This is a genomic window from Endozoicomonas sp. SESOKO2 (genome assembly GCF_024606245.1).
Classification (GTDB): Bacteria; Pseudomonadota; Gammaproteobacteria; order Pseudomonadales; family Endozoicomonadaceae; genus Endozoicomonas_A.
This window is the reverse complement of record NZ_JAHHPQ010000615.1, coordinates 1-23,810: the sequence shown is the minus strand read 5'-3', so window position 1 is coordinate 23,810 and position 23,810 is coordinate 1. Positions and strand designations below refer to the sequence as shown.

Genomic DNA, 23,810 nt, shown 5'->3' with positions numbered 1-23,810 from the left:
TGCTCCGGGTAACACTTTATTGGTTTTGCTCTACATCAGCAGACTTGCGTTTTCGGTGACTTCTTTTGTGTTGCTTCAGGGCAAGAGCATTCTTGCAGCCTGTTCCACATGGTCGTGGCTGGCCATCCACCCCAACCATTTTAGGGCCACAGACTTTTTGCCTGCTGTGTTCCCTTATTTTGTGGTACGAAAGATGTTGGGAATGCTTGCAGACCTTTCCGCATGGACGTTGCTGGCCATCCTCACCAATCACGGCCACCTCACAGATTCTTTGCCCTCTGTGGTATTTGCTTTTGTGAGCCATGAGAGACTGAATATTCTTGGAGACTGTCCCGCATGCTCGCGGTCGGCCATCCTTCCCGACCACTGTTAAGCCACAGGTTTGTCGCCCGCCATGTTCCCTTAGTTTGTGATTCGTAAGAGATTGATTATTTTCGCAAAGCTTTCCGCATAGTCGCAGCTGGCCATCTTTCCCGATCTCTGTCAGGTTGCAGGTTTTTTGCCCGGTATGGTATTTGGTCTTGTGAGATGACAGGCATCGGGCATTCTTACAGACCGACCCGCACGGTCGCGGCTGACCATCCGCACCGCTCACTGTCACGTCACAGGTTTGTTGCTCTACATGGGCTTGTTTTTTGTGATCCGACAGCATTTGGGCATTCTTGCAGACTGTCCCGCATGGCTGCTGTTGGTTGTGCTTTCCGGTCACTGTCACTTCACAGGTTTTTTGCCCGGTATGGTATCTGGCTTTGTGAACCGTCAGAGATCGAGCGTTCTTGCATACTGCTCCGCATGGCTGCAACTGTCCATCCTTATCGACCACAGTGGCTTTACAGGCTTGTTGCTCGCTGTGGGCTCTTTTTTTGTGATCCCATAGGGATTTGGCACTCACGAAGACCTTTCCGCACGTCTGCGACTGGCCACTCTCACAGACTATGGTAATGCAACAGTTTTTTTGCTTGCTGTGGTCGTTGCTTTTGTGAACCGAGAGGTCTTGCTCGCGATGTGTCGTTCCAGGTACAGCATCCCCGTGGGTTACCGGGGCTTGAGTGATGGCTGGCTGGTTGAGCGTAGAAGCCATGTCAGTTTCTTCGAGAAGACGATTCAGTTCGATTGACCCCTTCATGACCTCAAAAACATTTGTGGTGGAAGGCTCATTCCAGTCTGTAGGCATATCATAATCGAGTGGTATAAAGTTATTTAATGTTTTGCAAGGTGATTTATTTTGGACATGTTCATTGTTTTCAGGATCAAAATAACACATGCAACTAAAGCAGTGTCCATTGGTCAAATGGGGGCATGAGCTTTGTCCGGGAAATGCTCCTGATGGTTGGAATTGACAAACACCATGACAGGGATGGACGAAACAATTTAAACCCAAAGTATGTGAGTGTTGTTGGGGGTCTCCGCTACCGCCGTCAGAGTCAGAGTACAGAAGACTGGTGAAATAGCCTGTGACGTAGCTGGTGGCTTTTGGGGCTTGCTGACTGGATGATTCTGATGGCGGGTATTGTTGCCGGTCACATCCGGGGTTGGAGCCAAAAACCATAGTGATGGTCGGAAACGACTGATCCTGATTCACCTCTTGTTGTTCAATGTGTTGTTCAATTGGGTTAAATGACAGTAAATCGGGGTTCCAATAACTTTTTAAAAGCCAGCCGAGAGCGACAACCATTTCTTCAGATGACCATGAATAATGGCTCGAGTCTGGAGGGGAATCTCCGGTGGTCAGGAACGGTGCGTAACCCACCAGCAGGTGAGTAGCGTAACGCAACTGCCATGAAATCGATTCAATGAGGGGGGGGATTACCCCGTAACCGCCGTGATCTTTGACATCAGGCGGTGGATCTGATCCTCCAAAGCCGTGCATGTCGGCAATGTCTGAGAGGGCGACCGGCAGTGAATGCAGGCCATGTCTTATAGAAATGATTTGGTTTGGATAACCAGCATTTTGTTGAATCGCGACAACGAAGCGTTCTTTCAACGGTTTGGCCTGACAGACGACATGTAACAACTGTAGTTGAAACAGCAGTACCGCAAAGAGTGAATGTCTAATAATTCTATCCTTGCATTCTGATTTACAGATAGGAAGGATAGATCAAGAGAATAAGTATGCTTTTCTGTCAAAGCCTTTCTGTTTCACATCAACAGGTTTGCGTTTTCGATAGCGGTGTCACAAAGAGTGAGTGTTTAATAATTCTATCTCTCGAGAAAGGTTGGCTCAGCTAAAGGATTGAGGTCATCGTTCTGGTTCACATCAAGGCGCTTGCGTTTTCCATGAGTTCTTATGTGTTCCGACAGGGCATGATCATTCTTGCAGAGCTTTCCGCATGGCCCTTGATCGCCGTCTTCCCCGACCATGGTCAGCTCACAGGCTTTTTGCACACAATGGTGTCTTCTTTTGTGAACCAACAGGTCGCGGGCATTGTTGCAGAGTTTTCCGCACGGCCGCTGATGGCCATCCTCTGTGACCACGGACACCCAACAGGTTTTTTGCCCGGTGTGGCATTTTCTTTTGTGATCCGAGAGTTTTTTTGCATTGTCGAAAATCAGCCAGCATGGCCGATGCCGACCATCTTCTGTGCCCACGATCACGTCACAGACTTTTTGCCCGGTGTGGTACTTGCTTTTGTGATCCGTCAGGGCCTTGGCATTCTTACATACCTTTTCGCATGGACGCTGCTGACCGTTCTCTGCGATCACAATGACGTCACAGATTTGTTGCCCGCTGTGGTCCCTTCTTTTGTGATAGGACAGAGCCAGATAATGTATGCAGGCTTTTCCGCATGGCCGCGGCTGACCATCTTCCCCGATCACGATCACGTCACAGGTTTTCTTACTCTTGTTGATTTTGCGTTTGTGAGTCGGCAGAGACCGGGCATTCTTGTGGTCCTTTCCGCATGTTTTCTGCGGGCCATCTTCTCCGGTCACGGGCACATCACAGGCTTGTCGCCCGAAAGGGGCGTCATTTATAAGAACTGAACCGGTAATCATTGAGTGAACAGGGGTGTCATTAATGTATTGGAGTTGAATCGGGGCGAAATAATCGAATGCTTCGAAAAGTTCGTCTTGTTGGTAAGAGTAGCCAGAGTTTTCAGGATCAAAATGACTTATGCAACTAAAGCAGCGCCCGTTAGCAAGATGTGGGCATGAGCTTTGTTCGAGGCTGGCTACCTTGTGGTCTGGGAAATTTTCTTCGGAGTTCTGCAGCCATTCATCAGGTCCTCCGTTATTGGATGATGGTCGGAATTGACAAACGCCATGACAGGGGTGAATGAAACAATTTAAACCCAAGGTATGTGAGTGATGTTGAGGGCCTGCGTTACCGCCGCCAGAGTCAGAATATAGGGGATGATTGAAAGAACTTCCAGTGAAGGAAGCTGCTGCTGTGTTTTCCTGGACGAACGGTCCTGATGTCTGGCCTTGCTGCAGGGGTTGTCCAGAACCAAACATCATAGTGGTGATCACAAACGGATTATCCTGACTCACCTCTTTTTGTTCAGTGTGTTGCTCAATCGGGTTCAACAGCGGTGAATCGGTGTCCCAATAACTTCCTAAAAGCCGACCGATAGCGACAAACGCTTCTAAAGGCAGCCATGAACAAGGGGCTGCGCCTGGAAGAGCGTTTTTGGTTGTCAGGATCAGCAGTTCGTAACCAACCAGTAGATGAGACGCGTAATGTAACTGCCACGAAATCGGCTCAATAAGGGGTGTCATGACCCCGTAACGGCCAGATGTGTCTGGCCTGTCTTCAGGCGGTGAGTCCGATCTTGCATGGATGTTTATGTCGGCAAAGGCTATCTGGCTGCCCGGCAGTCTATGCAGGCCACACTTTATAGATAAGCTCTGTCCTGGAAAAACTGCATTCTCTTTAAACTCAACAATAAGAAGCTCTGCCTGACAAACGACAGAGGATACCAGTATCAGCAACAGCGGTATCGGAAAGAATGAATGTTTAATAATTTTATCCCCGCATTCCAGACGGTAGAGAGGAAGGATAGATCAAGATAATAAGTGTGTTTTTGTTTCGAAGGCCTTCTTAAAAGACAAAGTTGGTATCGGTCAAAGCCTCATGAAAGGGCTGGCATTACTTATTTGCTTTGCCTGTTTTAAGCCTGAGTTCACCATTCTGGTCTACATTATTGTGCTTGCGTTTTTGATGTGTTTTTTTTTTGTGATTCATCAGGGCTAGCGCATTCTGGCAGACCGTCCGGCAGGATTGCTGACGGCCATTCTCTCCGACGACGATAAGGTCACAGGTTTTTGCTCCACTGTGGACTTTTGATTTGTGAGCCGACAGAGATTTATTACTTATGAAGGCCCTCCCGCATGGTCGCTGATGGCCGTCCTCTCCGATCATTGTCGCGTCACAGGTATGTCGCCCGATGTGGGTATTTTTTTTATGATTCGACAAAGCTTTAGCATTCTTGCATACCTTCCCGCATCGTCGCTGCTGCCCATTTTCCCCGACCTCTATTACTTCACAGGTTTTTTGAACGCTGTGGATTCTGATTTTGTGATCCGACAGCTCTCCAGCATTCTTGCAGACCGTCCCGCATGGCTGCTGCTGGCCATTTTTCCCGAACACTTTCACGTTGCAGATTTTTTGTCCAGAATGGGCTTTGCTTTTGTGACACGACAGGGCCTTAACATTCTCGCAGATCCTCCCGCACGGCCGCTGCTGGCCATTTTCCTCAATCACTGTCGTGTCACAGGTTTGTTGCCCGGTGTGTACTCTTATTTTGTGATCCCACAGAGTATTAGCATTCTTGCAGACCATCCCGCACGGCACTGGCTGGCCATATTCCCAACCCACAGTTACGTCACAGGTTTTTTGCCGTGTGTGGGCTCTGGTTTTGTGAGATGAAAGGGCTTTAGGATTATTGCAGACTGCCCCACATGGCTTTAGCTGGTCATCCTCCCCGACCACTATCACGTCACAGGTTAGTTGCCAGTCAGGGGCCGTTACAGAGGCTACCGCGGCTCTCATTAAGCCTGAAGGGTTGCGGCTGTCAGCTGGGTTGCCACCCATACCCATACCATGGGCCTCTGACTCAGAGAACGGGTCAAAATTGCGCTTGATTTCAATGGGAATGAGAAAACTCAATGTTTTGACAAGATCAGCTTGCTTGGGCTGTGCAGACTTTTGAGGACCTGAATGACTCAGGTAATGGTAGCCGCGTTCATTAGCCAAATAAGGGCATGAGCTTTGTTCGGGTGTTGTTCTTGTCGGGTCTGACCTGTTTTCTAAGAAATTGAACAGCGATTCATCAGACTCTCTGATATCGAATGATGATCGGAATTGACAAACACCGTAACAGGGATGGACGAAACAATTTAAACCGAAGGTATGCAGGTGTTTGGGGGGGGGGGCCGTTGCCGTCGTCAAAGTCATAATAGGGGAAGCTGGCGAAATAGTCTGTGGGGTGGGGCGTGGTTTGCCGGACTGGTTGTCCCGATGATTCTGGTGGCCGACCCTGCTGTCGGGCTTGTCCGGAGCCAAACATCATAGTGGTGATCGCAAAGGGGTTCTCCTGACTTGCCTCTTGTTGTTCAATTTGTTCTTCAATCGGGGCAAACATCGATGAATCGAGGTACCAATAACGTCTTAAAAGCGAACCGATAGCGACAACCGCTTCGGGTAGGGATGAATGAGGGGTAGAGCTCCGGGAGGCCTCTTTGCAGGTCAGGATCAGTTTGTAACCAACCAGCAGGTCGGTTGCGTAAAGCAACTGCCAGGAAATCGACTCAATCATGGGCTTTTTGACACTGTAACCGCGAGATCTATGTGGTTTGTCACCAGGAGGTGAGTCTGATCCTGCACAGCTGTTTGTGTCAGCAACAACTGACGGTCTGCCCGACAAGCTATGTGGGGCAGGTTCTATAGAAAAGCCCGGGTTTGAAAAAACTGTATTCTGTTTAAAGTCGACAATAAAATATTCCGTCAACGGTTCGGCCTGATAGGCGACAGACGACAAAAATATCGGCAACAGTGGTGCCGCATAGAGTAAGTGTTTAATCATTTTGTCCCTCATAATCAGGGTGGGTGTCAGATCAAGGATTGAGGTCATCGTTCTCGCCCATATCAACAAACTTGCGTTTGTGACGCCTTCTTTTGTGTTCCTCCAGGACTCGAGCACTCTTGCAGAGCCTTAGGCATGGTCGCGGTTGTCCATCTTTCCCGACCACTGTCATGTCACAGATTGCTTGTTTGGTGTGGGCTCTTCTTTTGTGTTCTGTCAGGGCTTGAGCACTCTTGCAGAGCTTACGGCATGGCTGCGGTTGTCCATCTTTGTCGACAACTGTTATGTCACAGATTGTTTGTCCTGTGTGGGTTCTTCTTATATGATCCGACAGGGCCTGAGGATTATTGCAGATCTTCCCGCACAGAAACTCCTGACCATCTTCCCCGACGACTGTTTTAATACAGGTTTTTAGCCCTCCGTGGATTCTTCTTTTGTGATCCGAGAGGGTTCTGGCACTTTTGCAGACCTTCCCGCATGGTTGCTGCTGGCCATCTTTCCGGAACAGGGTCAAGTCACAGATTTGTTGTCCGGTGTGGTATCTTCTTTTGTGTTCCGTCAGAGCCTGCATATTTTTGCAGAGTATCTTGCATGGCTGCTGCTGGCCATCCTTCCCAACCACGGTTTCGTCACAGGTTTGCTCACTACTGTGGAAAGCCCTTTTGTGAGCCCACAGGGCATAAGTACTCCTGCAGACCAGCCCGCATGGCTGCTGCTGGCCATCTTCCCGGACAATGGTCTCGTCACAGATTTTTTGTTCGGTGTGGTATCTTCTTTTGTGATCCGTCAGAGACTTAATATGTTTGCAGAGCTTTCCACACGGCCGCGGCTGGCCATCCTTCCCCACCACAGTTACGTCACAGGTTTGTTGACCGCTGTGGAAGGCCCTCTTGTGAAGCCACAGGACAGCAGCGTTCTCGCAAGCTTGCCCGCATGGCCGCTGCTGGCCGTCCTGCCCGATCACGGTGGCGTTACAGGTTTGTTGCAAAGTGTGGTATGTGCTTTTGTGAGATGATAGAGACTCAGTATTCTTGCAGACTGCTCCACATGGCGACCTCTGGCCATCTTCCCCGACCACTGTTTCTTCACAGATTTGCTGCTCGTTGTGTTTTTTTCTTTTGTGACTGATCAGGGCTTTAGTATTCTTGCAGAGCTTCCCGCATAACCGCTGCTGGCCATCCTCGCCAACCACTGTCTGCTCGCAGATTGGTGGCCTGTTGTGGTGTCTTGTTTTGTGATATGTCAAGGCTCGAGCATTTTTGCAGACCCTTCCGCATGTCTGCTGCTGGCCATCTTCCCGGACCACGGGCGTGTCACACATTTTTTGTCCGCAGTGGACTTCGCTTTTGTGAAGTGATAGGGATCGGGCATCATGAAAGAGCTTCCCGCATGGCTGCAGCTGGCCACATTTCTTAACGACTATCACGTCGCAGGTTTGTTGCCCGATAGGGGGAGTTGTAGAGACTATCCCGTCACTCATTGAGTTTGAGGCGACCCCATCTGAGGCGACCCCATCTATAGAGTTTTCGCTAATGTCTGGGTTGCGGTCAATGTCATGGGCCTGTGGCTCAAATAGCAACTCAAATAGTTGATCAGGGTTGCATTCGGAATGCATAGGATCCGGATTATCGAGTGCTTTCAAAAGCTCGTCTTGCCTGAGGGTTGCATCGCTGTTCGGATCAACGTGAATTATGCGACCAGAGCAGCATCCATAGGCCAAATGAGAACATGGGTTTTGCTCGGGTGTTGCTCCTGTGAGGTCCAACCCATTTTCTTCGAAATTCAGCAGCCATTCATCAGGCTCTCTGTGATCCCGGAATAGTCGTAATTGACAAATGCCATGACAGGGATAGATAAAACAATTTAAACCCAAAGTATGTAAGTTTTGTTGAGGATCTTCGCTACCCTCGCCAGAGCCTGAATACCAGAGGGTAGTGAAAAAACTCTCAGGGTGAATGGCTGTCGGAGCTTCTTGAGTGGATGATTCTGATGGTTTGCCATGTGATTGGTTATGTCCGGAATCCATCATCATAGTGATCGTGGCAAATAGGGGGGGGTGACTTACGTCTTGTTGTTCGACCCGGTGAGGGAACGGTGAATTGTGGTACCCATGGCTTTTCAAAAGCCAGCCGACGATGATAGCCACTTCCATAGGCAGCCATGAAAAAGGGATGGAGCTAAGAGAGGTGTCTTTGGTTGTAAGGATCAGTTGGTAACCTACCAGCAGGCTGGTGGCGTAAAGCCATTGCCATGAAATCGGTTCATTCAGAGGCGTTTTGACCCCGTAACCGCCGGATTTATGTGGTTTGTCATCAGGCAGCGAATCTGGTTCTGTATAACCGTTTGTGTGGGCAATAACTGACAAATTGCCCGATAAGGTATACCGCCCACGCTTTATAGAATAGCTATGGTTTGGAGAAGCTGTATTCTGTTCAAGCTCGACAATATGACGTTCAGTCAACGGTTGGGCCTGACAGATGACAGACAACAAAAGAAGCAGTAACTGCGGTGCTGCAAGGAGTGAGTGTTCAATCATTCTATCCTTGAGTTCTGGTTTACAGAGAGGAAGGATAGATCAAGAAAGTAAGTGTGCTTTACCGTTAAAAAACCATTTAAGCCCGGCTGTAATTATTTATACGAATATTGTCTTTTGATTGTCACTCTCATATAAGGGCAGAGGGGCAGAGGGGCAGAGGTCAGCTTAAGGGTTGAGATCATCGTTCCGGTTCACATCTTCGGGCTTGCGTTTTCGATGCTTTCTTTTGTGTTCTGTAAGGTCATGAGCATTGTTGCAGACATACCCGCATGGCCGCAGCTGGCAATCCTCCCCGACTACTGTTACGTCACAGGTTTTTGGTTCGCTATGGTGTCTTCTTTTATGCTCTGTCAGGGCTACGGCATTTTTGCAAGCCTTCCCGCATAGTCGCTGTAGGCCATCATTTTCGAACACTCTCACATCACAGATTTTTTGTCCGGTGTGGTATCTGCTTTTGTGAGACGCCAGAGATAGAGTATTCTTAAGGATCACCCCGCATGAACGCTGTTGACCATCCTCCCCAACCTTTGTGAGACCACAGATTTTTTGCTCGCAGTGGACTCTGCTTTTGTGCTGCGACAGGATACCTGCATTTTTGCAGATCGTTCCGCATGGCTGTGGTTGGCCATCTTCCCCGACAGTGATCAAGTTACAGGTTTTTTGTCCGCTGTGGCATTTGCTTTTGTGACTCGACAGGATTTGAACATTCTTGCAGACCTTTCCGCATGGCTGTTGCTGGCCGTCCTCGCCGATCGATGTTACTTCGCAGGCTTTTTGACCGGTGTGGTATCTGTTTTTGTGAGCTCTCAGAGATCGAACGTTCTTGAAGACCATCGCGCATTGCCGCTGTTGATCGTCTTCGCCAACCACTGTTAAGTCACAGATTTTTTGTCCGGAGTGGTAGCCATGTTTATGAGACAAAAGGGCTTTGGCATTCTTGCAGACTTTTGCGCATGGTCGCCGCTGGCCGTCCTCTCCGACCACTATCACGTCACAGGTTTGCTGTCCGGTGTGGTATCTGCCTTTGTGATCCGAGAGGATTTTAGCATTCCTGCAGACAGTCCCGCATGGTCGATGCTGGCCATCTTCCCCGACCACGATCAGGGGACAGGTTTTTTTTCCGGAGTGGTATTTGCTTTTGTGAACCGCCAGAGCTCGGGCATTTTTGCAGAACTTCTCACATTGTCTCAGGAGGCCATCCTCACCGATCTCTACTACGTCGCAGGTTTTTTGCCCGACAGGCTGAGTTGTTTCGGCTATCCCGGTACCTGATGAGTCTGAGACGAACCCGTCTTTATCGGATGATGGACGGAATTGACAAACGCCATGACAGGGATGGACAAAACAGTTTAAACCCAGAGTATGTGAGTGTTGTTGAGGACCTTCGTTATTGCCACCAGAGACTGAATACAGGGTGCTGGAGAAAGAGCTTATAAGTTGACCGGTGACTTGTGGGCTTCGCTGGCCAGATGATTCTGATACTTGGCCTTGTTGTTGGTCATTTCGAGAGCCGGGCATCATAGTGGTGATCACAAACGGCTGATTCTGACTCGATTCTTGCTGTTGAATCGGATTAAACAGCGGTGAGTCGGGGTTCCAATAGCTTCTTAAAAGACAGCTGACCGCTATAACCACTTCTACAGGTACCCATGAAAAAGGGTTGTAACTCAGAGGGGCGTTTTTGGTGGTCAGGATTACTTCGTAAGCAACCAGCAGATTTGTCGCGTAGAGCCACTGCCAGGAAATCGACTCAATGATGGTCGTTTTTATCTCGTAACTGTATGGTTTGTGTCGTTTTTTATCCGATGGCAAATTTGGTTCTGTATAGTCATCTGCGATAGTGATGACTGACGGGTTTCCGGGCAATGTACGCCCAGGCTTTATAGAAAAACTTTGGTTTGGAAAAACGGCCTTCTGTTCAAGCTCGACAATAAAGCGTTCTGTCAGCGGTTTGGTCTGGCAGACGACAGGCAAAAATAGTGTGAGCAACAATGGTGCAGAAAAAGAAGAGTGTTTAATCATCCTATAGTTGCATTCTAATTTGTAGAAAGGAAGAATAGATCACCTGATGAAAGTGCGGATGTCAGATCAAGGATTGAAGTCGTCGTTCTGGTCGACAACAACGGGCTTGCGTTTACGATGTATTCTTTTGTGTTTCGAAAGGCTGTCAGAATTTTTATAGATCCTTCCACACGGCTGCTGCTGGCCATCCTCTCCGATCGTCACGTCACAGATTTTTTCCTTGCCATGGATTCTGCTTTTGTGATTCGACAGGGTTCTGGCATTGTTGCAGACCTTTCCGCATGGTCGCTGCTGACCATCCTTCCCAACCACGATCACGTTGCAGTTTACTTGACTGCTGTGGACGCTTCTTTTGTGTTCCGACAGGGCTTTAGCGTGTTTGCAGACCTTTCCGCACAGCCGCTGCTGGCCATCCTTCCCGACTAATGTTAAACAACAGGTTTTTTGCCCGCTGTGGTATTCGCTTTTGTGAACCATCAGAGACTGAGCATTCTTGCAGATTTTTCCGCACGGCTGCTGTTGACCATCTTCACCGACCACTGAGAAGTCACAGGTTTTTTGATTGGTGTGGAATCCGCTTTTATGAACCCAGAGGCTTCCGGCATTCTTGCAGACCACTCCGCAAGGTCGCAGCTCGCCATCTTTACCGATTACTGTGACGTCACAGGTTTTTTGCCCGGTGTGGTATCCGCTTTTGTGAGCTGAGAGAATACCAGCATTCTTGCAGAGCCATCCGCATGGTCGCGGCTGACCATCTTTCCCGACCACCATCACGTCACATACTTTTTGCCCGGTGTGGATTTTGCTTTTGTGTTCCGACAGGGCCCGGGCATGCATTGAGACCTTTCCACATGGTCGCAGCTGGCCATCTTCCCCAACCACTATCACGTCACAGGTTTTTTGCCCGGTGTGGTATTTTCTTTTCTGATCCGAGAGAGTTTTTTGGCAATGTGTAGGCACTCCGGGAGTTGCTCCTCCGGGAGGAAGACAATTATTCCCAGGCCCTGGCACATCATCATTGATTAGTCTGGTAACTTCAGTTATGTAAGCTGCTCCTGCGCTCGTTGAGTCTGGGACGACCCAGTCTGGGGCGACTCTGTCTATAGCATTGCTGCTAATGGCCGGGTTGCCATATCCATGAGCCATTAGCTTAATGAGTTGTTCAGAAACCGATTGGGGTTGATAGGCAGGAAGAGGATTCAATGTTTCGAAATGTGAGTGCTGAGGTCTAGCTTCTTCAGGATCAGCATGACTTATGTAAAGAGGATAGTGTCCATGCGTTAAATGGCAGCATGAGCTTCCTGAGGCATTCTGCAGCCATTCAGCGGGCACTCTGTCATTGGATGAGAGTCGCAATTGACAAACACCATTACACGGAAAGACGAAACAATTGAAGCCCAAAGTATGTTGGTGTTGTTGTTGATAGCCTTCGTTACCGTCACCGAAGCGGGAATACCAGAAGCCGGAAAGATAGCTTGTGTGATCCCGGGCGAGCTGGCCGGACGATTTTGATGACTGCTCTTGTTGCTGATAGGTTTGTTGGTTATCTCCAGAGCCAAACATCATTGTGATGGGGGCAAACGGGTGATTCCCCTGTGTTAACGTAGATGTTGCCTCTTGTTGTTCCATCATCTTAAACAGCGGTGAATCGGGGTTCCAATAGCTTCTTAACAGCCAATCAACAGTGACAACCACTTCTAAAGGTATCCATGAATAAGGGGTGGCGTTCAGAGAGGGGCTTTTAGTGGTCATAATCGGTTCGTAATTTACCAGCAGATGAGTAGCGTGAAGCAACTGCCATGAAATCGACTCAATAAGGATCGCTTTGAACCCGTAAACACCGGGTCTATATGGTTTGTCGTCAGGCGGTGAGTCAGATCCTGCATAGCTCTCTGTGCCGACAATGACCGACGGGTTGCCCGGCAATGTATACGGGCCAGGTTTTATGGAAAAGCTCTGGTTTGGAAAAACTGCATTTTGCTCAAGCTCGACAATATAACATTCTGTATAAGATTCGGCCTCACAGACGACAGACAACAACCATAACAGCAACAGTGTTGCCGAAAAGAGTGACTGTTTAATAATTTTATCCTTTCATTCCAGTGGGTAGAGAGGAAGGATAGATCAAGATAATAAGTTTGTTTTTCCGTCCAAGACCTTCTCCTAAAAACGAAAGATGGCGCCGGGCAAAACCTTATGAAAGGGCGGGTGTGAGATCAAGGATTGAGGTTATTATCCCGCTGCAAAGCATCAAACTTGCGCCTTCGATGTCTTCTTTTGTGTTGCGAAAAACTATGAGCGTTAATGAAGATCTTCCCACATGGCTGCGGCTTGCCATCCTTTTCGACCACTATAATGTCACAGGTTTTATCCCCGCTATGGTAGGCGCTTTTGTGGCTCGACAGAGATTGAACATTTTTGCAGACTTTTCCGCACAGCCGCGGCTGGCCATCCTTGTCGATGACTAATATATCACAGGTTTTTTGCGCAGTGTGGTATCCAGTTTTGTGAGACGACAGAGATCCTGTATTCTTGAAGACTACCCCGCATGGCCGGTGCTGGCCATCTTCCCCAACCACTATCACGTCACAGGTTTTTTGCCCGGTATGGATTTTGCCTTTGTGATTCGACAGAGATTTAGCATTCTCAAAGACTTTCCCGCATGGTCGGGGTTGGCCATCTTTCCCTACCACGGTCTCAAAACAGGTTTGTTGTCCGCTGTGACTGCTTCTTTTGTGATCAGATAGGCCTTGAGTGCCCAAGCAGGATTTCCCGCATGGCCGCGACTGACCATCCTCCCCGAACACTGTCATGTCACAAATTTTTTGTCCCCTATGGAATCTGCTTTTGTGATTCGACAGGGATCTGGCATTCTTGAAGATCTTCGCGCATGACTGCGTTTTGCCATCTTTCCCAACCAGGGTTAAGACACAGGTTCTTTGCAAGATGTGGTTGTTGCTTTTGTGATTCCCAGAGGGTTGCTGGCAATCAGTAATTACTTCGGGAGGATTTACTCCGGAAGGCACTCCTTCGGTAGGCGCGCCACCGGTGGCAAGACAGTTATTCTCTGGCATTGGCATATCATCATTGAGTGTCCCAATAGCATCAATTCTGAGGGCTGCCCCTGCTCTTATTGAGTCTGAGGTGACCCCTTCTATGGAATTGCCGCTATTGTATGGGTTGTCATCAATGTCACAAGTCAGAAGCTCAAATGGTAGGTCAGAGATCGACTGAGGTTGGATGGCTGGAAGAGGATTCAACCTTTCAAAATGTGAGTTTTGAGATGTAGCATCGACAGGATCAACATAACCAATGCAGCTTAAGCAGTGTCCGTACGCTAAATGGTGGCATGAGCTTTCGAAGGAACTCAGCTGTGATTCAGCTGGCCCTCTGCCATCGGATGAGTGTCGGAATCGACAAAGCCCATGACAAGGAAAGACGAAACAATTGAAACCCAAAGTATGTTGCTGCTGTTGAGGGTCTTCGTTACCGCCACCAGAGTGAGCGTAAGGGAGGCTGGTTAAGCAGCGTGTGGCAACCGGGGCGTGCTGGCCGGATGAGTCTGATGGCAGATCTTGTTGCTGATAAGGTTGTTGGTTATTTCCAGAGCCAAACATCATAGTGATGGAGGTAAACGCTTGATTCTCCTGTGTCGACATAAATGTTGCCTTTTGCTGTTTCATCGGGTTAAACGACGGTGAATCGGAGTTCCAATAGCTGTTTAAAAACCACCCGGCAGCGATAACCATTTCCAGGGATGGCCATGAAGAAGGGGTGGCGTTCAGGGGGGCACTTCTGGTGTTAAGAATCTTTTCGTAACCCACCAGCAGATAAATGGCGTAAAGAAACTGCCTGGAAATCGAATCAATAAGGATTGCTTTGAGCCTATAACCACCAGGTCTGTGTGGTTTGTCTTCAGGCGGTGAGTCAGATCCTTCATAGCCGTTTATGTCAGCGATGACTGACGGGTTGCCTGGCGATGTATGAGGGGCAGAGTTTATAGAAGAGCTACGGTTTGGAAAAACAGCATTCTTTTCAGGATCGACAAGAAAACGTTCTGCAAACGATTCGGCCTCATAGGCGACAGATAACAATATTATCAGCAACAGTGCTGCCGCAAAGAGTGACTGTTTAATAATTCTATCCTTGCATTTTAGTGGCTAGAAGGAAGGATAGATCAAGATAATCAGAGTGTTTTTCTGTCATAGACCTACAATCAAAAGCTAAGTGTGGAATCACGCAAAACCTCTTGAAAGAGTCGGTGTCAGATTAAGGGTTGAGGTTATCATTCTGGTTTTCATTATCACGCTTGTGTTTTCGATGCCTTCTTTTGTGTTCCCAGAGGCAATGAGCATTGTTGGAGATCTTCCCGCATAGCTGCCGCTTGCCATTCTTCCCGATCACTATCATGTCACAGGCTTTTTTCCCGGTGTGGTATCCGGTTTTGTGAGACGACAGAGATCCAGTATTCTTGCAGACCGCCCCGCATAGCCGCGGCTGGCCATCTTTCCCTACCGCTATCACGTCACAGATTTTTTGCCCAGTATGGTATCTGCTTTTGTGAACCGTCAAGCTTCGAGCACTCCTGCAGATTTTACCGCATGGCCCGGGTTGGCCATCTTCCCCAACCACTATCACGTCACAGATTTTTTGCTCGCTGTGGACACTTCTTTTATGTTCCGTCAGACCTTGAGAGCCCTTGCAGGCCATTCCACATGGCCGCGGCTGGCCATCCTCCCCGACCACTGTCAGGTCACAGATTGTTTGCCGAATGCAGCGTTTGCTTTTGCGATCTGACAGAGCTTGTTGGTAATGTGTAGTTTTTCCGGGAGGCGATCCTCCGGGAGGCGATCCTCCGGGGAGCGGTGCTCTGGCAGCAAGACGGTTTTTCCCAGCCATTGGCATATCATCTCTGAGTGGCACGGTAGCGTCAGTTGCATGGTCTGCCTCAGAGCTTATTGCGTCTGAGACGATCCCGTCTGAGGCAATCCAGCAGTCTAAGAGGATCCCGTCTATAGAGTTGCCGCTGTTGGCTGGGTCGCCATCAATGCCGTGGGTCAGTAGCTCAAATAGCAGGTCAGAAGCCGATTGGGGTTGAATGGTAGCAGGAAGATTCAATCTTTCGAACTGTGAACTTTGAGGTGTAACTTCTACAGGATCAACATAACCTATGCAACGAAGACAATGCCCATGCGTCAAATGGCGGCATGAGCTTTCTGAGGAAATCGGCTGCCATTCATTGAGCCCTCTGCCATCCGGTGAGTAGTGGAATTGACAAACGCCATGACAGGGAGAGACGAAACAATTGAAATCCAGGGTATGTTGGTTTTGTTGAGGGCCTTCGTTACCGCCACCAGAGCGGGAATACAGGAAGCTATCGAAACAGGTTGTAGCAACCGGGACATGTTGGCCGAATGAATCTGATGGCGGGTCTTGTTGCTGATGTGGTCGTTGGTTATTTCCAGAGTCAAACATCACAGTGATAATGGCAAACGTTTGATTCTCCTGTGTCAACATGGATGTTGCCTCCTGCTGTGTCATCGGGTTAATCAGCGGTGAATCGCAGTTCCAATAGCATTTTAAAAGCCAAGCGACAGCGATAGCCCATTCTACAGGTATCGATGAATAAGGTTTGGCTTTCAGAGGAAGGGCTTTAGTGGTCAGGATCAGTTCGTAACTCACTCGCAGATGAGTCGCGTAAAACAACTGCCGCGAAATCCGCTCAATAAGGAACGCATTGATCCCCTGAACGTCCGATTTGCGTGGTTTGTCTTCAGGTGGTGAGTCAGATGTTGCGTAGCCGTCAGTGTTGGCAATGACTGACGGGTTGCCCGGCAATATATGCGGATCAAACTTTACAGAATAGCTCTGGTTCGGGTAAATAGCATTCTGTCCACACTCTGCAATAAAACATTCTGGAAACGATTCGCCCTGACAGAGGGCAGACAACAATAATATCAGCAACAGTGCTGTTGCAAAGAGTGACTGTTTAATAGTTCTATCCTTGCATTCTGGTGGTTAGAGAGGAAGGATAGATCAAGATAATCATTGTGTTTTTCTGTCTGAGACCTTCCGTCAAAAATCCATGGAAGCGCTTGTGCACACTTTGATGAGCCCGAGCATTGCGATCACGGGCCATCCTGTTGTCAGATGGATGGCCTCGGGGATCTACTTAAGCGACCAGTGTCATTTAGTAGAAGGCGGGTGTTGTCTCCTACAGAGGTGTAGTTTTTTGCCCCATTCTTTCCACCTTCTCTTATTTAGGGCTGGGTTAGTCTTCTTGAGAGCTGGGGTCATTGTTCTGATCGACATCAACGTGTTTGCGCTTTAGATGCTTGCTTCTGTGCATCGACAGGGCCTCAGCACTTTTGCAGACCACCCCGCCTATCTGCTGCAGACCATGATCTCCGGCCACTTTTACGTAGCAGGTTTTTCGTCCGGAGTGGTGCTTGCTTTTGTGAACTGACAGAGACGGAGTATTCTTAGTGACTTTCCCGCATGGCCGCGGCTGCCCATCCTTCCCGATTACGGTCGCATTACAGATCTGTCGCCCGCTGTGGCTTCTGTTTTTGTGATCCCACAGAACTTTGGCATTCTTGCAGATCTTCCCGCATCGCCGCAGCTGGCCGTCTTCTCCGACTTCGATCAAGTCACAGGTTCGTTGACCTGCGTGTTCTTTTTTTTTGTGATCCGACAGCGTCCTTGTATTTGTGCTGATAGCCCTGCATGGTAGCAGTTGGCGATCCTCTCCGATCACGGAAACGTTGCAGATTTTTGGACCGGAGTGCTCTCTACCTTTGTGAGACGACAGAGACTGGATATTCTTGTAGACTCTGCCACATGGTCGTTGCAGGCCATCTTCCCCGATCACGGTCTTATCACAGATTTTTTGCCTTCTGTGGATTTTTCTTTTGTGAGCCGACAAGGCTTGAACACTCATCCAGGTCTTCTTGCCTGGCCGCGGCTGACCATCCTCCTTGACCACCGTCGCATCATTGGTTAATTGCCCGGTGTTGTGTTCACACGGAGCTTCTGAGCTGTCTGTCTGAGAAAGAGTTTGGCTCTGCGCGAATTGGGATGGTTCAGGGGTTGTTTCTTGTGGTTCTGAAGTCCCAATTTTGGGTGTGGATTGGATATTCGTAGCGAGAATTTCGATCTCCTTGAAATTGCCAGGTGTATTTCGTGGCCCGTTAATGGCCGCAAGATCATCCGCTATGGAAGACCAACAGCTCGGCGTTGGCACACCATCGTTGAGAGAAGCTTCAGGGGCAGGCGTTGAGCATCTGACGTTTACAAGATCAAAATAATCTATGCAACCAAGACAATGTCCACGGGTAAGATGGGGGCATGAGCTTTCGAACGAACTCAGCGGCCATTCATCTAGCCCTGTGCTATGGAGTGATGGTCGGAGTTGGCAAACGCCATGACAGGGATGGACGAAACAATATAAATCCAAAGTATGCGAGTATTGCTGAGGGTTCTTGTTGCCGTCGTCAAAATCAGAATACGATGGACCAGTGAAAAAGCCTGTAGGTTGAGCGTTGGCATCCGCGGCGTGCTGCCCGGATGATACTGATGACTGGTATGGTTGTTGGTTATTTCCAGAGCCAGCAGGCACCATAATGATGGCCGCAAACGTGTGATCCCACTGTGTCAGCATAGATGTTGCTTCTCGTTGCTCCATCGAGTTAAACATCAGTGAGTCGGGGTTCCAATAGCTTTTCAGAAGCCAACCGACAATGAAAACCACTTCTCCAGGTAGCCATGAATAAAGGGTAGAGCTTAAAGCGTTATCTTTGGCGGTGAGGATCAGTTCGTAATCAAAGAGCAGATGGGTGGTGTAAAGCCATTGCCACGAAATCGACTTGATAACGGTCGTTTTTACCCCGTAACTGCCAGATCTGTGTGGTTTGTCATCAGGCGGAAAACCTGATAGTCCATAGCTGTTTGTGTCAGTAATGACTGACGGGCTGCCCGCTAATGGATGCAGGTCACTCTTTATAGAAAAGCTCTGGTTTGGAAATACCGCATTTTGCTCAAGCTTGACAATATAACGTTCCGTCAAGGGTTGGGCCTGAGTGACGACAGACAGCCACAGTAGTAGCAATAGCGGTGCCGCAAAGAGTGAGTGTTTAATCGTTTTATCACTGCGTTCTGGTTGATAGAGAGGAATGATAGATCAAGAGAATAAGCGTGTTTTCTGTCAAAGATCCGACAGGGCCTGGGCATTCATGACAACCTTCCCGCATGACCGCAGCTGGCCACCCTCTCCGACTACTGTTACAACACAGGTTTTTTGCCCGCTGTGAACTTTGCATTTGTGATCAGACAGGGCTTTAAGATTGTTGTAAAAACAAAAGTTGCGAAAGGCAAAAAACCATTGAAGTATGGGTGTCAGATCAAGGGCCGAGGTCATCGTTCTGGTCCAGATCAGCATTTTTGCTTTTTCGATGTCTACCTTTGTGATCTGACAGGGCTTTAAGATTCTTGCAGATCTTTCCACATGGCCGCTGCTGGCCATCCTCACCGACCACTGTTATGTAGCAGGTTTTTTGGCTGCTGTGGACAGTTCTTTTGTGATCCGAAAGGGCATTAACATTCCTGCAGACTGTCCCGCATGACTGATACCGACCATCCTCCCCGACTATCTTAAAGTCACAGGTTCGTTGCCCGCTGTGGTTTTTTCCTTTGTGATCCGAAAGGGCTTTCGCACTCTTGCAGACCGTTCCGCATCGCCGCTGTTGGCAATTCTGTCCAACAACGGTTATTTCACAGGTTCGTTGCCCGCTGTGGACACTTCTTTTATGGTGCGACAGGGCTTGAGAATTCTTGCAGATCTTCCCGCATCGCCGTTGCCGACCATCCTCAATGAACATGGGGACGTCACAGATTCGTTGCGCGGTGTGGTATTTTGTTTTGTGAGACGACAGGGCTTTAGCACTCTTACACAATCTCCCGCATGGCCGCTGCTGGCCATTCCATCCAATCACTAATACGTCACAGGTTTTTGGCCCGGTGTGGTATGCGCTTTTGTGAGTTGACAAGGCTTGAACATTCCTGCAGACCTTTCTGCAGGGTCGCTGCCAACCATCTGCTCCAACTATTGTCACATCGCAGGTTGGTTGCTCCGTGTGGTACTCTCTTTTGTGGTCCGACACGACTTGTATTGTGCCTTTCAGGGAAAGATCAATTGGACTCTTACCTAATTGGGATGATGCAGTGCTTGTTTGGTATGTTTCTGAACATGCAACCTTAGAGGAAATTCCGGATTCTTCGAGAAAATTATTCAGATTAAATGGCTCCCCGGCGGCAGTTGCATAGGCAGCCTGTTTGATTTTTAAAGGATTAAAAGGACTTATGCAACTAAAGCAGTATCCATTAGCCAAATGAGAGCATGAGCTCTCTACGGAATTTAGAGACCATTCATCAGGCTCGCTGATACAGGATGATGATCGTAATTGACAAACGCCACGACAGGGATGGACAAAACAATTTAAACCCAAAGTATGTGAGTGTTGTCGAGGGTTTCCGTTACCGCGGCCAAAGCTGGAATAAAGGGGGGCAGTTAACGAGCCTGCAGGGTGGGTGATTGTTCTTGAAGTTCTCTGGCCTAATGATTCTGATGGCTGGTCTTGTTGTTCTTGTCCAGAACCTACCATCATAGTGATGGTGGCAAACGAGTGACCCCCCTGTAAGCGCATGGGTGTTGTCTCTTTTTGTTCAATCGGATTAAACGACAGTAAATCAGGGTTCCAATGGCTTTTTAAAAGCCAGCAGACGGCGATAACCACCTCTACAGGTAGCCATGAATATGAGCTGGAGCGTGGAGGGGTGTCTCTGGTGGCAGAGATTAGTTCGCAAGGCACCAGCAGATGAGTGACGTAAAGCCATCGCCATGAAATCGACTCAATAATCGTCGCAGATCTATGTGGTTTGTCGTTAAAGAGTGAATCTGACTCTTGATAGTCGTTTGCGCCGGCAATGTCTGGTAACTCTTCAAGCGTGGTAACAAAAGGTCTTGTCAACGGTTGAGCCTGAGTGATGACAGACAACGTCAATATCAGCAACAGCATTGCCGTAGAGAGTGAGTGTTTAATCTTACTAACCTTGCATTCTGGTCTACCAAGAGGAAGGGTAGAGCAAGAAAATAAATGTATTTTCGGCCACAGACCTTCTGTTAAATACCAAAGTTTGCACAAGGCAAAACCCCATGAAAGGGCGCGTGTCAGACCAACGACTGAGCTCACCGCTTTAGTCCAGATCAACAGGTTTGCGTTTTCGATGCACTCTTTTGTGATCTGACAGGGCTTTAAGGTTCTTGCTGATCTTCCCACATGGCCGTTGCTGGCCATCCTTCCCGACGACTGTCAGGTAGCAGATTTGTCGCTTGCCGTGGGCGCTTCTTTTGTGATTCGACAGGACTTGTATATTCCTGCAGAGCATCCCGCATGGCCGCGGCTGACCATCCTTGTCGACCACGTTCATGTCACAGGTTTGTTGTCCGCTGTGGTCTCTTTTTTTGTGATTGAACAGGGCATTAGTATTCTTGCAGACTGCACCACATGGCCGCTGCCGACCATCCCCCGCGATCATTGTTATGTCACAGATTTTTTGCCCGGTGTGATATAAGCTTTTGTGAACCGAAAGGGCTTTGACATTTTTGCAGATTTTGCCGCATGACTGCTGCTCACCATTCTTCCCGATCATGGGCATGTCACAGGTTTTTTGCCCGGTATGTTTTCTTTTTTTGTGATTCGAAAGAGCATTTGTATTCTTGCAGACAGTCCCACATGGGTACTGCTGGCCATCTTCCCCGATCACTGTTACGTCACAGGTTTTTTGCCCGGTATGATATGCGCTTTTGTGAACTGACATGGCTTTGGCGTTCTTACTGGTTTTACCGCACGACTGTTGCTGACCGTTCTTCCCGACCACTATAGCGTCACAGGTTTTTTGTCCGGTGTGCTTTATTTTTTTGTGATCCCTTAGGGCAGCAGCATTCTTGCAGACTATCCCACACGGATGCTGTCGGCCATCATCCCCAACTATTTTCACGCCGCAGGTTGATTGCTCAGTGTGGTATTCGCTTTTGCGATCAGACAGGGCTTGTGTTGTGCCTTTCCGGACGGGATGAGCTTGGCTTTGACCCAATTGGGATGATGCAGTGGGTGTTTGCTGTGTTTCTGAATGGGTAAGCATAGAGGATGTACCAGATTCTCCTGGAAAGCTATGTAGATTGAGTGGTTCGTAATGGGTATTTTTATAGACGACTTGTGTAATGTTTAAAGAATCAAAATGACCTATGCAACTAAAGCAGTGCCCATCAGACAAATGGGGGCATGAGCTTTCTGAAGAATTTAGCGACCATTCAACAGATCCTCTGTTATCGGATGATAGTCGTAATTGACAAAAGCCATGACAGGGATGGACGAAACAATTTAAATCCAATGTATGTGATTGTTGTTGAGGCTCTCCGTTGCCGCCACCATAGTCAGTCATACCAAGAGGGCGGAAGGAAGAGCCTTTGAGTTGGATGGTTGCTCCTGAGGCTTCCCAACCGGATGATTCTGATGGCTGGCCCTGATGTTGGTCTCGTCCAGAACCCGTTATCATTGTGATCATAGCAAACGAGAGGTCCACCTGTGTCAGCATAGGGGTTATCTCTTTTTGTTCCATCGATTTAAGCGACAGTGAATCAAGATTCCAATAGTTTTTTAAAAGCCAAACGACAGCGACAACCACTGCTAAAGGTAACCATGAATAAGAATTGGAGCACAGAGGGACAATTTTGGTGTTCAGGGTCAGTTCGTAACCCGTCAGCAGATGAGTGATGTAAAGCCATTGCCAGAAAGTCGATTCAATGATGGTTGTTTTTACCCCATAATCTTGATTGTCATGAAGCAGCGACTCTGAAACAACATAGCCATTTGTTTCAGTGATGTCTGGAAGTGTATGCCGATCGCACTTTATAGAAAAGCTCTGGTTGGAAAAAACTGCATTCTCTTCAAACTTGACAATAAAACGCTCTGTCCATGGTTCAGCCTGACAGACGACAGATAACAGCAACGACAGCATTGCCGCAGAGAGTGAGTGTTTAATCTTTCTATCCTTGCCTTCCGGTCTACAGAGAGGAAGGATAGAACAAGAAAAGTAGTGTGGTATTCGCTTCTGTGGTCCAACAGGGCCTTTATTGTGCCTTTCCGGGAAAGATAAATCTGGCTCTGGATCCGTAGGGATGATGCAGTGGTTGTCTGCTGTTTTTCCGAGTGGGTAAGCGTACGGGAAATAACGGATTCTCCGTGAAAACTATCCAGATTGAGTGGCCCGTAAGGGGCAGTTGTATAGTCGGCCTGTGTAATGTTTAGAGGCTCAAAATGACCAATGCAACTAAAGCAGTGCCCATCAGCCAAATGAGGGCATGAGCTTTCTGCGGAATTCAGCGGCCATTCATCGGGCCATCTGCTATTCGATGATGGTCGGAATTGACAAATACCATGACAGGGATTGGCGAAACAATTTAAGCCCAGAGTATGTGAGTGTTGTGGAGGGTCTCCACTACCGCTGCCAAAGCCAGAACACACGAGGTCATTGAGAGAGCCTGTGGATTGGGTGATTACCTCTGAGGCTCTCCGGCCGGATGGTTCTGATGGCTGGCCTTTCTGTTGGTCTTGCCCGGAACCCAATGTCACCAACAATCGAGTTTGAGTGACGACAAACAGTGACAATAACAGCAACAGTGGTGCTGTAAAGAGTGAGTGTTTAGTAATTCTATCCCTGTGCTGGCTTACAGAGAGGAAGGATAGAATAGGACAATCAGTGTGTTTTTGTCTTTTGGACGTTCTGGGCTATTCTCGCAAAATCGCTAATCCTAATGACGGGTAGAGGGTTAAATAAGATCCCTCTGTAGGGGACAATTTAGAGACAAAGCGTGATATGAAAGGGTAAATAGGTGGCCAATACCAAGTATTCTGCAAGCATCCCGTATTGCCCGAACTATGGGGCATGGTACCGAGATCAACTCCAGGCGTAAACGTCTCAAGCGCTTCTTCGTCCGGAGTGGCGTTAATAAGCTCGCAGTTATACCTGCTGGCGAGTACCCGCTCTCCCTTTTATATCAGGATTCGTTACGAAATTGTCCCCTACCTATAGCCGAAAGAGCGCTCCCTGCGACTTAGCAGGGAGGTGAATTTCGTCAGCCCGTCAGGGCTGATCCTGGTTCTCAATATACT

The 23,810-nt window shown here is 48.5% G+C and carries 13 protein-coding genes; all 13 read right to left on the bottom strand.

Annotated features, from left to right (window positions below; all coding sequences use genetic code 11):
* Positions 1-16: 16 nt before the first annotated feature.
* Positions 17-1,984 (bottom strand): hypothetical protein, encoded by a 1,968-nt coding sequence (locus KDK17_RS15215; protein WP_257288427.1) that lies wholly within the window; start codon positions 1,982-1,984, stop codon positions 17-19.
* A 215-nt stretch (positions 1,985-2,199) separates the two neighbouring features.
* On the bottom strand, positions 2,200-3,930 hold the full coding sequence (locus tag KDK17_RS15210; RefSeq protein WP_257288426.1) for a hypothetical protein: 1,731 nt from the start codon (positions 3,928-3,930) through the stop codon (positions 2,200-2,202).
* Between the two features lie 157 nt (positions 3,931-4,087).
* Complete coding sequence (locus tag KDK17_RS15205; RefSeq protein ID WP_257274458.1) at positions 4,088-5,395, bottom strand: hypothetical protein; 1,308 nt, start codon at positions 5,393-5,395, stop codon at positions 4,088-4,090.
* Positions 5,396-6,054: 659 nt separating this feature from the next.
* Positions 6,055-8,559: a hypothetical protein gene (locus KDK17_RS15200; protein WP_257288425.1), complete on the bottom strand. Its 2,505-nt coding sequence runs from the start codon at positions 8,557-8,559 to the stop codon at positions 6,055-6,057.
* A gap of 165 nt (positions 8,560-8,724) precedes the next feature.
* The gene (locus KDK17_RS15195) at positions 8,725-10,581 is read right to left on the bottom strand and encodes a hypothetical protein (RefSeq protein ID WP_257288424.1); all 1,857 of its coding nucleotides are present in this window, start codon (positions 10,579-10,581) and stop codon (positions 8,725-8,727) included.
* 66 nt (positions 10,582-10,647) lie between these two features.
* Positions 10,648-12,633 carry a hypothetical protein gene (locus KDK17_RS15190; RefSeq protein ID WP_257254505.1) on the bottom strand — a complete coding sequence of 662 codons (1,986 nt, stop codon included), beginning with the start codon at positions 12,631-12,633 and terminating at the stop codon, positions 10,648-10,650.
* A gap of 164 nt (positions 12,634-12,797) precedes the next feature.
* Positions 12,798-14,687, bottom strand: coding sequence for a hypothetical protein (locus KDK17_RS15185; RefSeq protein WP_257274462.1), 1,890 nt, complete (start codon positions 14,685-14,687; stop codon positions 12,798-12,800).
* Between the two features lie 163 nt (positions 14,688-14,850).
* Entirely contained in the window at positions 14,851-16,545 is a 1,695-nt protein-coding gene (locus KDK17_RS15180; protein ID WP_257254507.1) for a hypothetical protein, read from the bottom strand.
* Between the two features lie 307 nt (positions 16,546-16,852).
* Positions 16,853-18,646, bottom strand: coding sequence for a hypothetical protein (locus tag KDK17_RS15175; RefSeq protein ID WP_257281740.1), 1,794 nt, complete (start codon positions 18,644-18,646; stop codon positions 16,853-16,855).
* Between the two features lie 138 nt (positions 18,647-18,784).
* Positions 18,785-18,997: a hypothetical protein gene (locus tag KDK17_RS15170; protein WP_257254509.1), complete on the bottom strand. Its 213-nt coding sequence runs from the start codon at positions 18,995-18,997 to the stop codon at positions 18,785-18,787.
* A complete protein-coding gene (locus KDK17_RS15165; protein WP_257254510.1) occupies positions 18,981-20,654 on the bottom strand; it encodes a hypothetical protein in 1,674 nt (557 codons plus the stop codon). The genes KDK17_RS15170 and KDK17_RS15165 overlap by 17 nt, the downstream gene beginning before the upstream one ends.
* A gap of 178 nt (positions 20,655-20,832) precedes the next feature.
* Positions 20,833-22,647: a hypothetical protein gene (locus KDK17_RS15160; protein WP_257288423.1), complete on the bottom strand. Its 1,815-nt coding sequence runs from the start codon at positions 22,645-22,647 to the stop codon at positions 20,833-20,835.
* Positions 22,548-23,315 (bottom strand): hypothetical protein, encoded by a 768-nt coding sequence (locus KDK17_RS15155; protein ID WP_257274643.1) that lies wholly within the window; start codon positions 23,313-23,315, stop codon positions 22,548-22,550. The genes KDK17_RS15160 and KDK17_RS15155 overlap by 100 nt, the downstream gene beginning before the upstream one ends.
* Positions 23,316-23,810 lie beyond the last annotated feature (495 nt).

Excerpts from the sequence above, each read along its gene's own strand:
- KDK17_RS15170 (WP_257254509.1), bottom strand. The coding sequence starts at position 18,997 with ATGACCTCGGCCCTTGATCTGACACCCATACTTCAATGGTTTTTTGCC.
- KDK17_RS15195 (WP_257288424.1), bottom strand. The coding sequence starts at position 10,581 with ATGATTAAACACTCTTCTTTTTCTGCACCATTGTTGCTCACACTATTT.
- KDK17_RS15200 (WP_257288425.1), bottom strand. The coding sequence starts at position 8,559 with ATGATTGAACACTCACTCCTTGCAGCACCGCAGTTACTGCTTCTTTTG.
- KDK17_RS15165 (WP_257254510.1), bottom strand. The coding sequence starts at position 20,654 with ATGCTGTTGCTGATATTGACGTTGTCTGTCATCACTCAGGCTCAACCG.
- KDK17_RS15205 (WP_257274458.1), bottom strand. The coding sequence starts at position 5,395 with ATGACTTTGACGACGGCAACGGCCCCCCCCCCCAAACACCTGCATACC.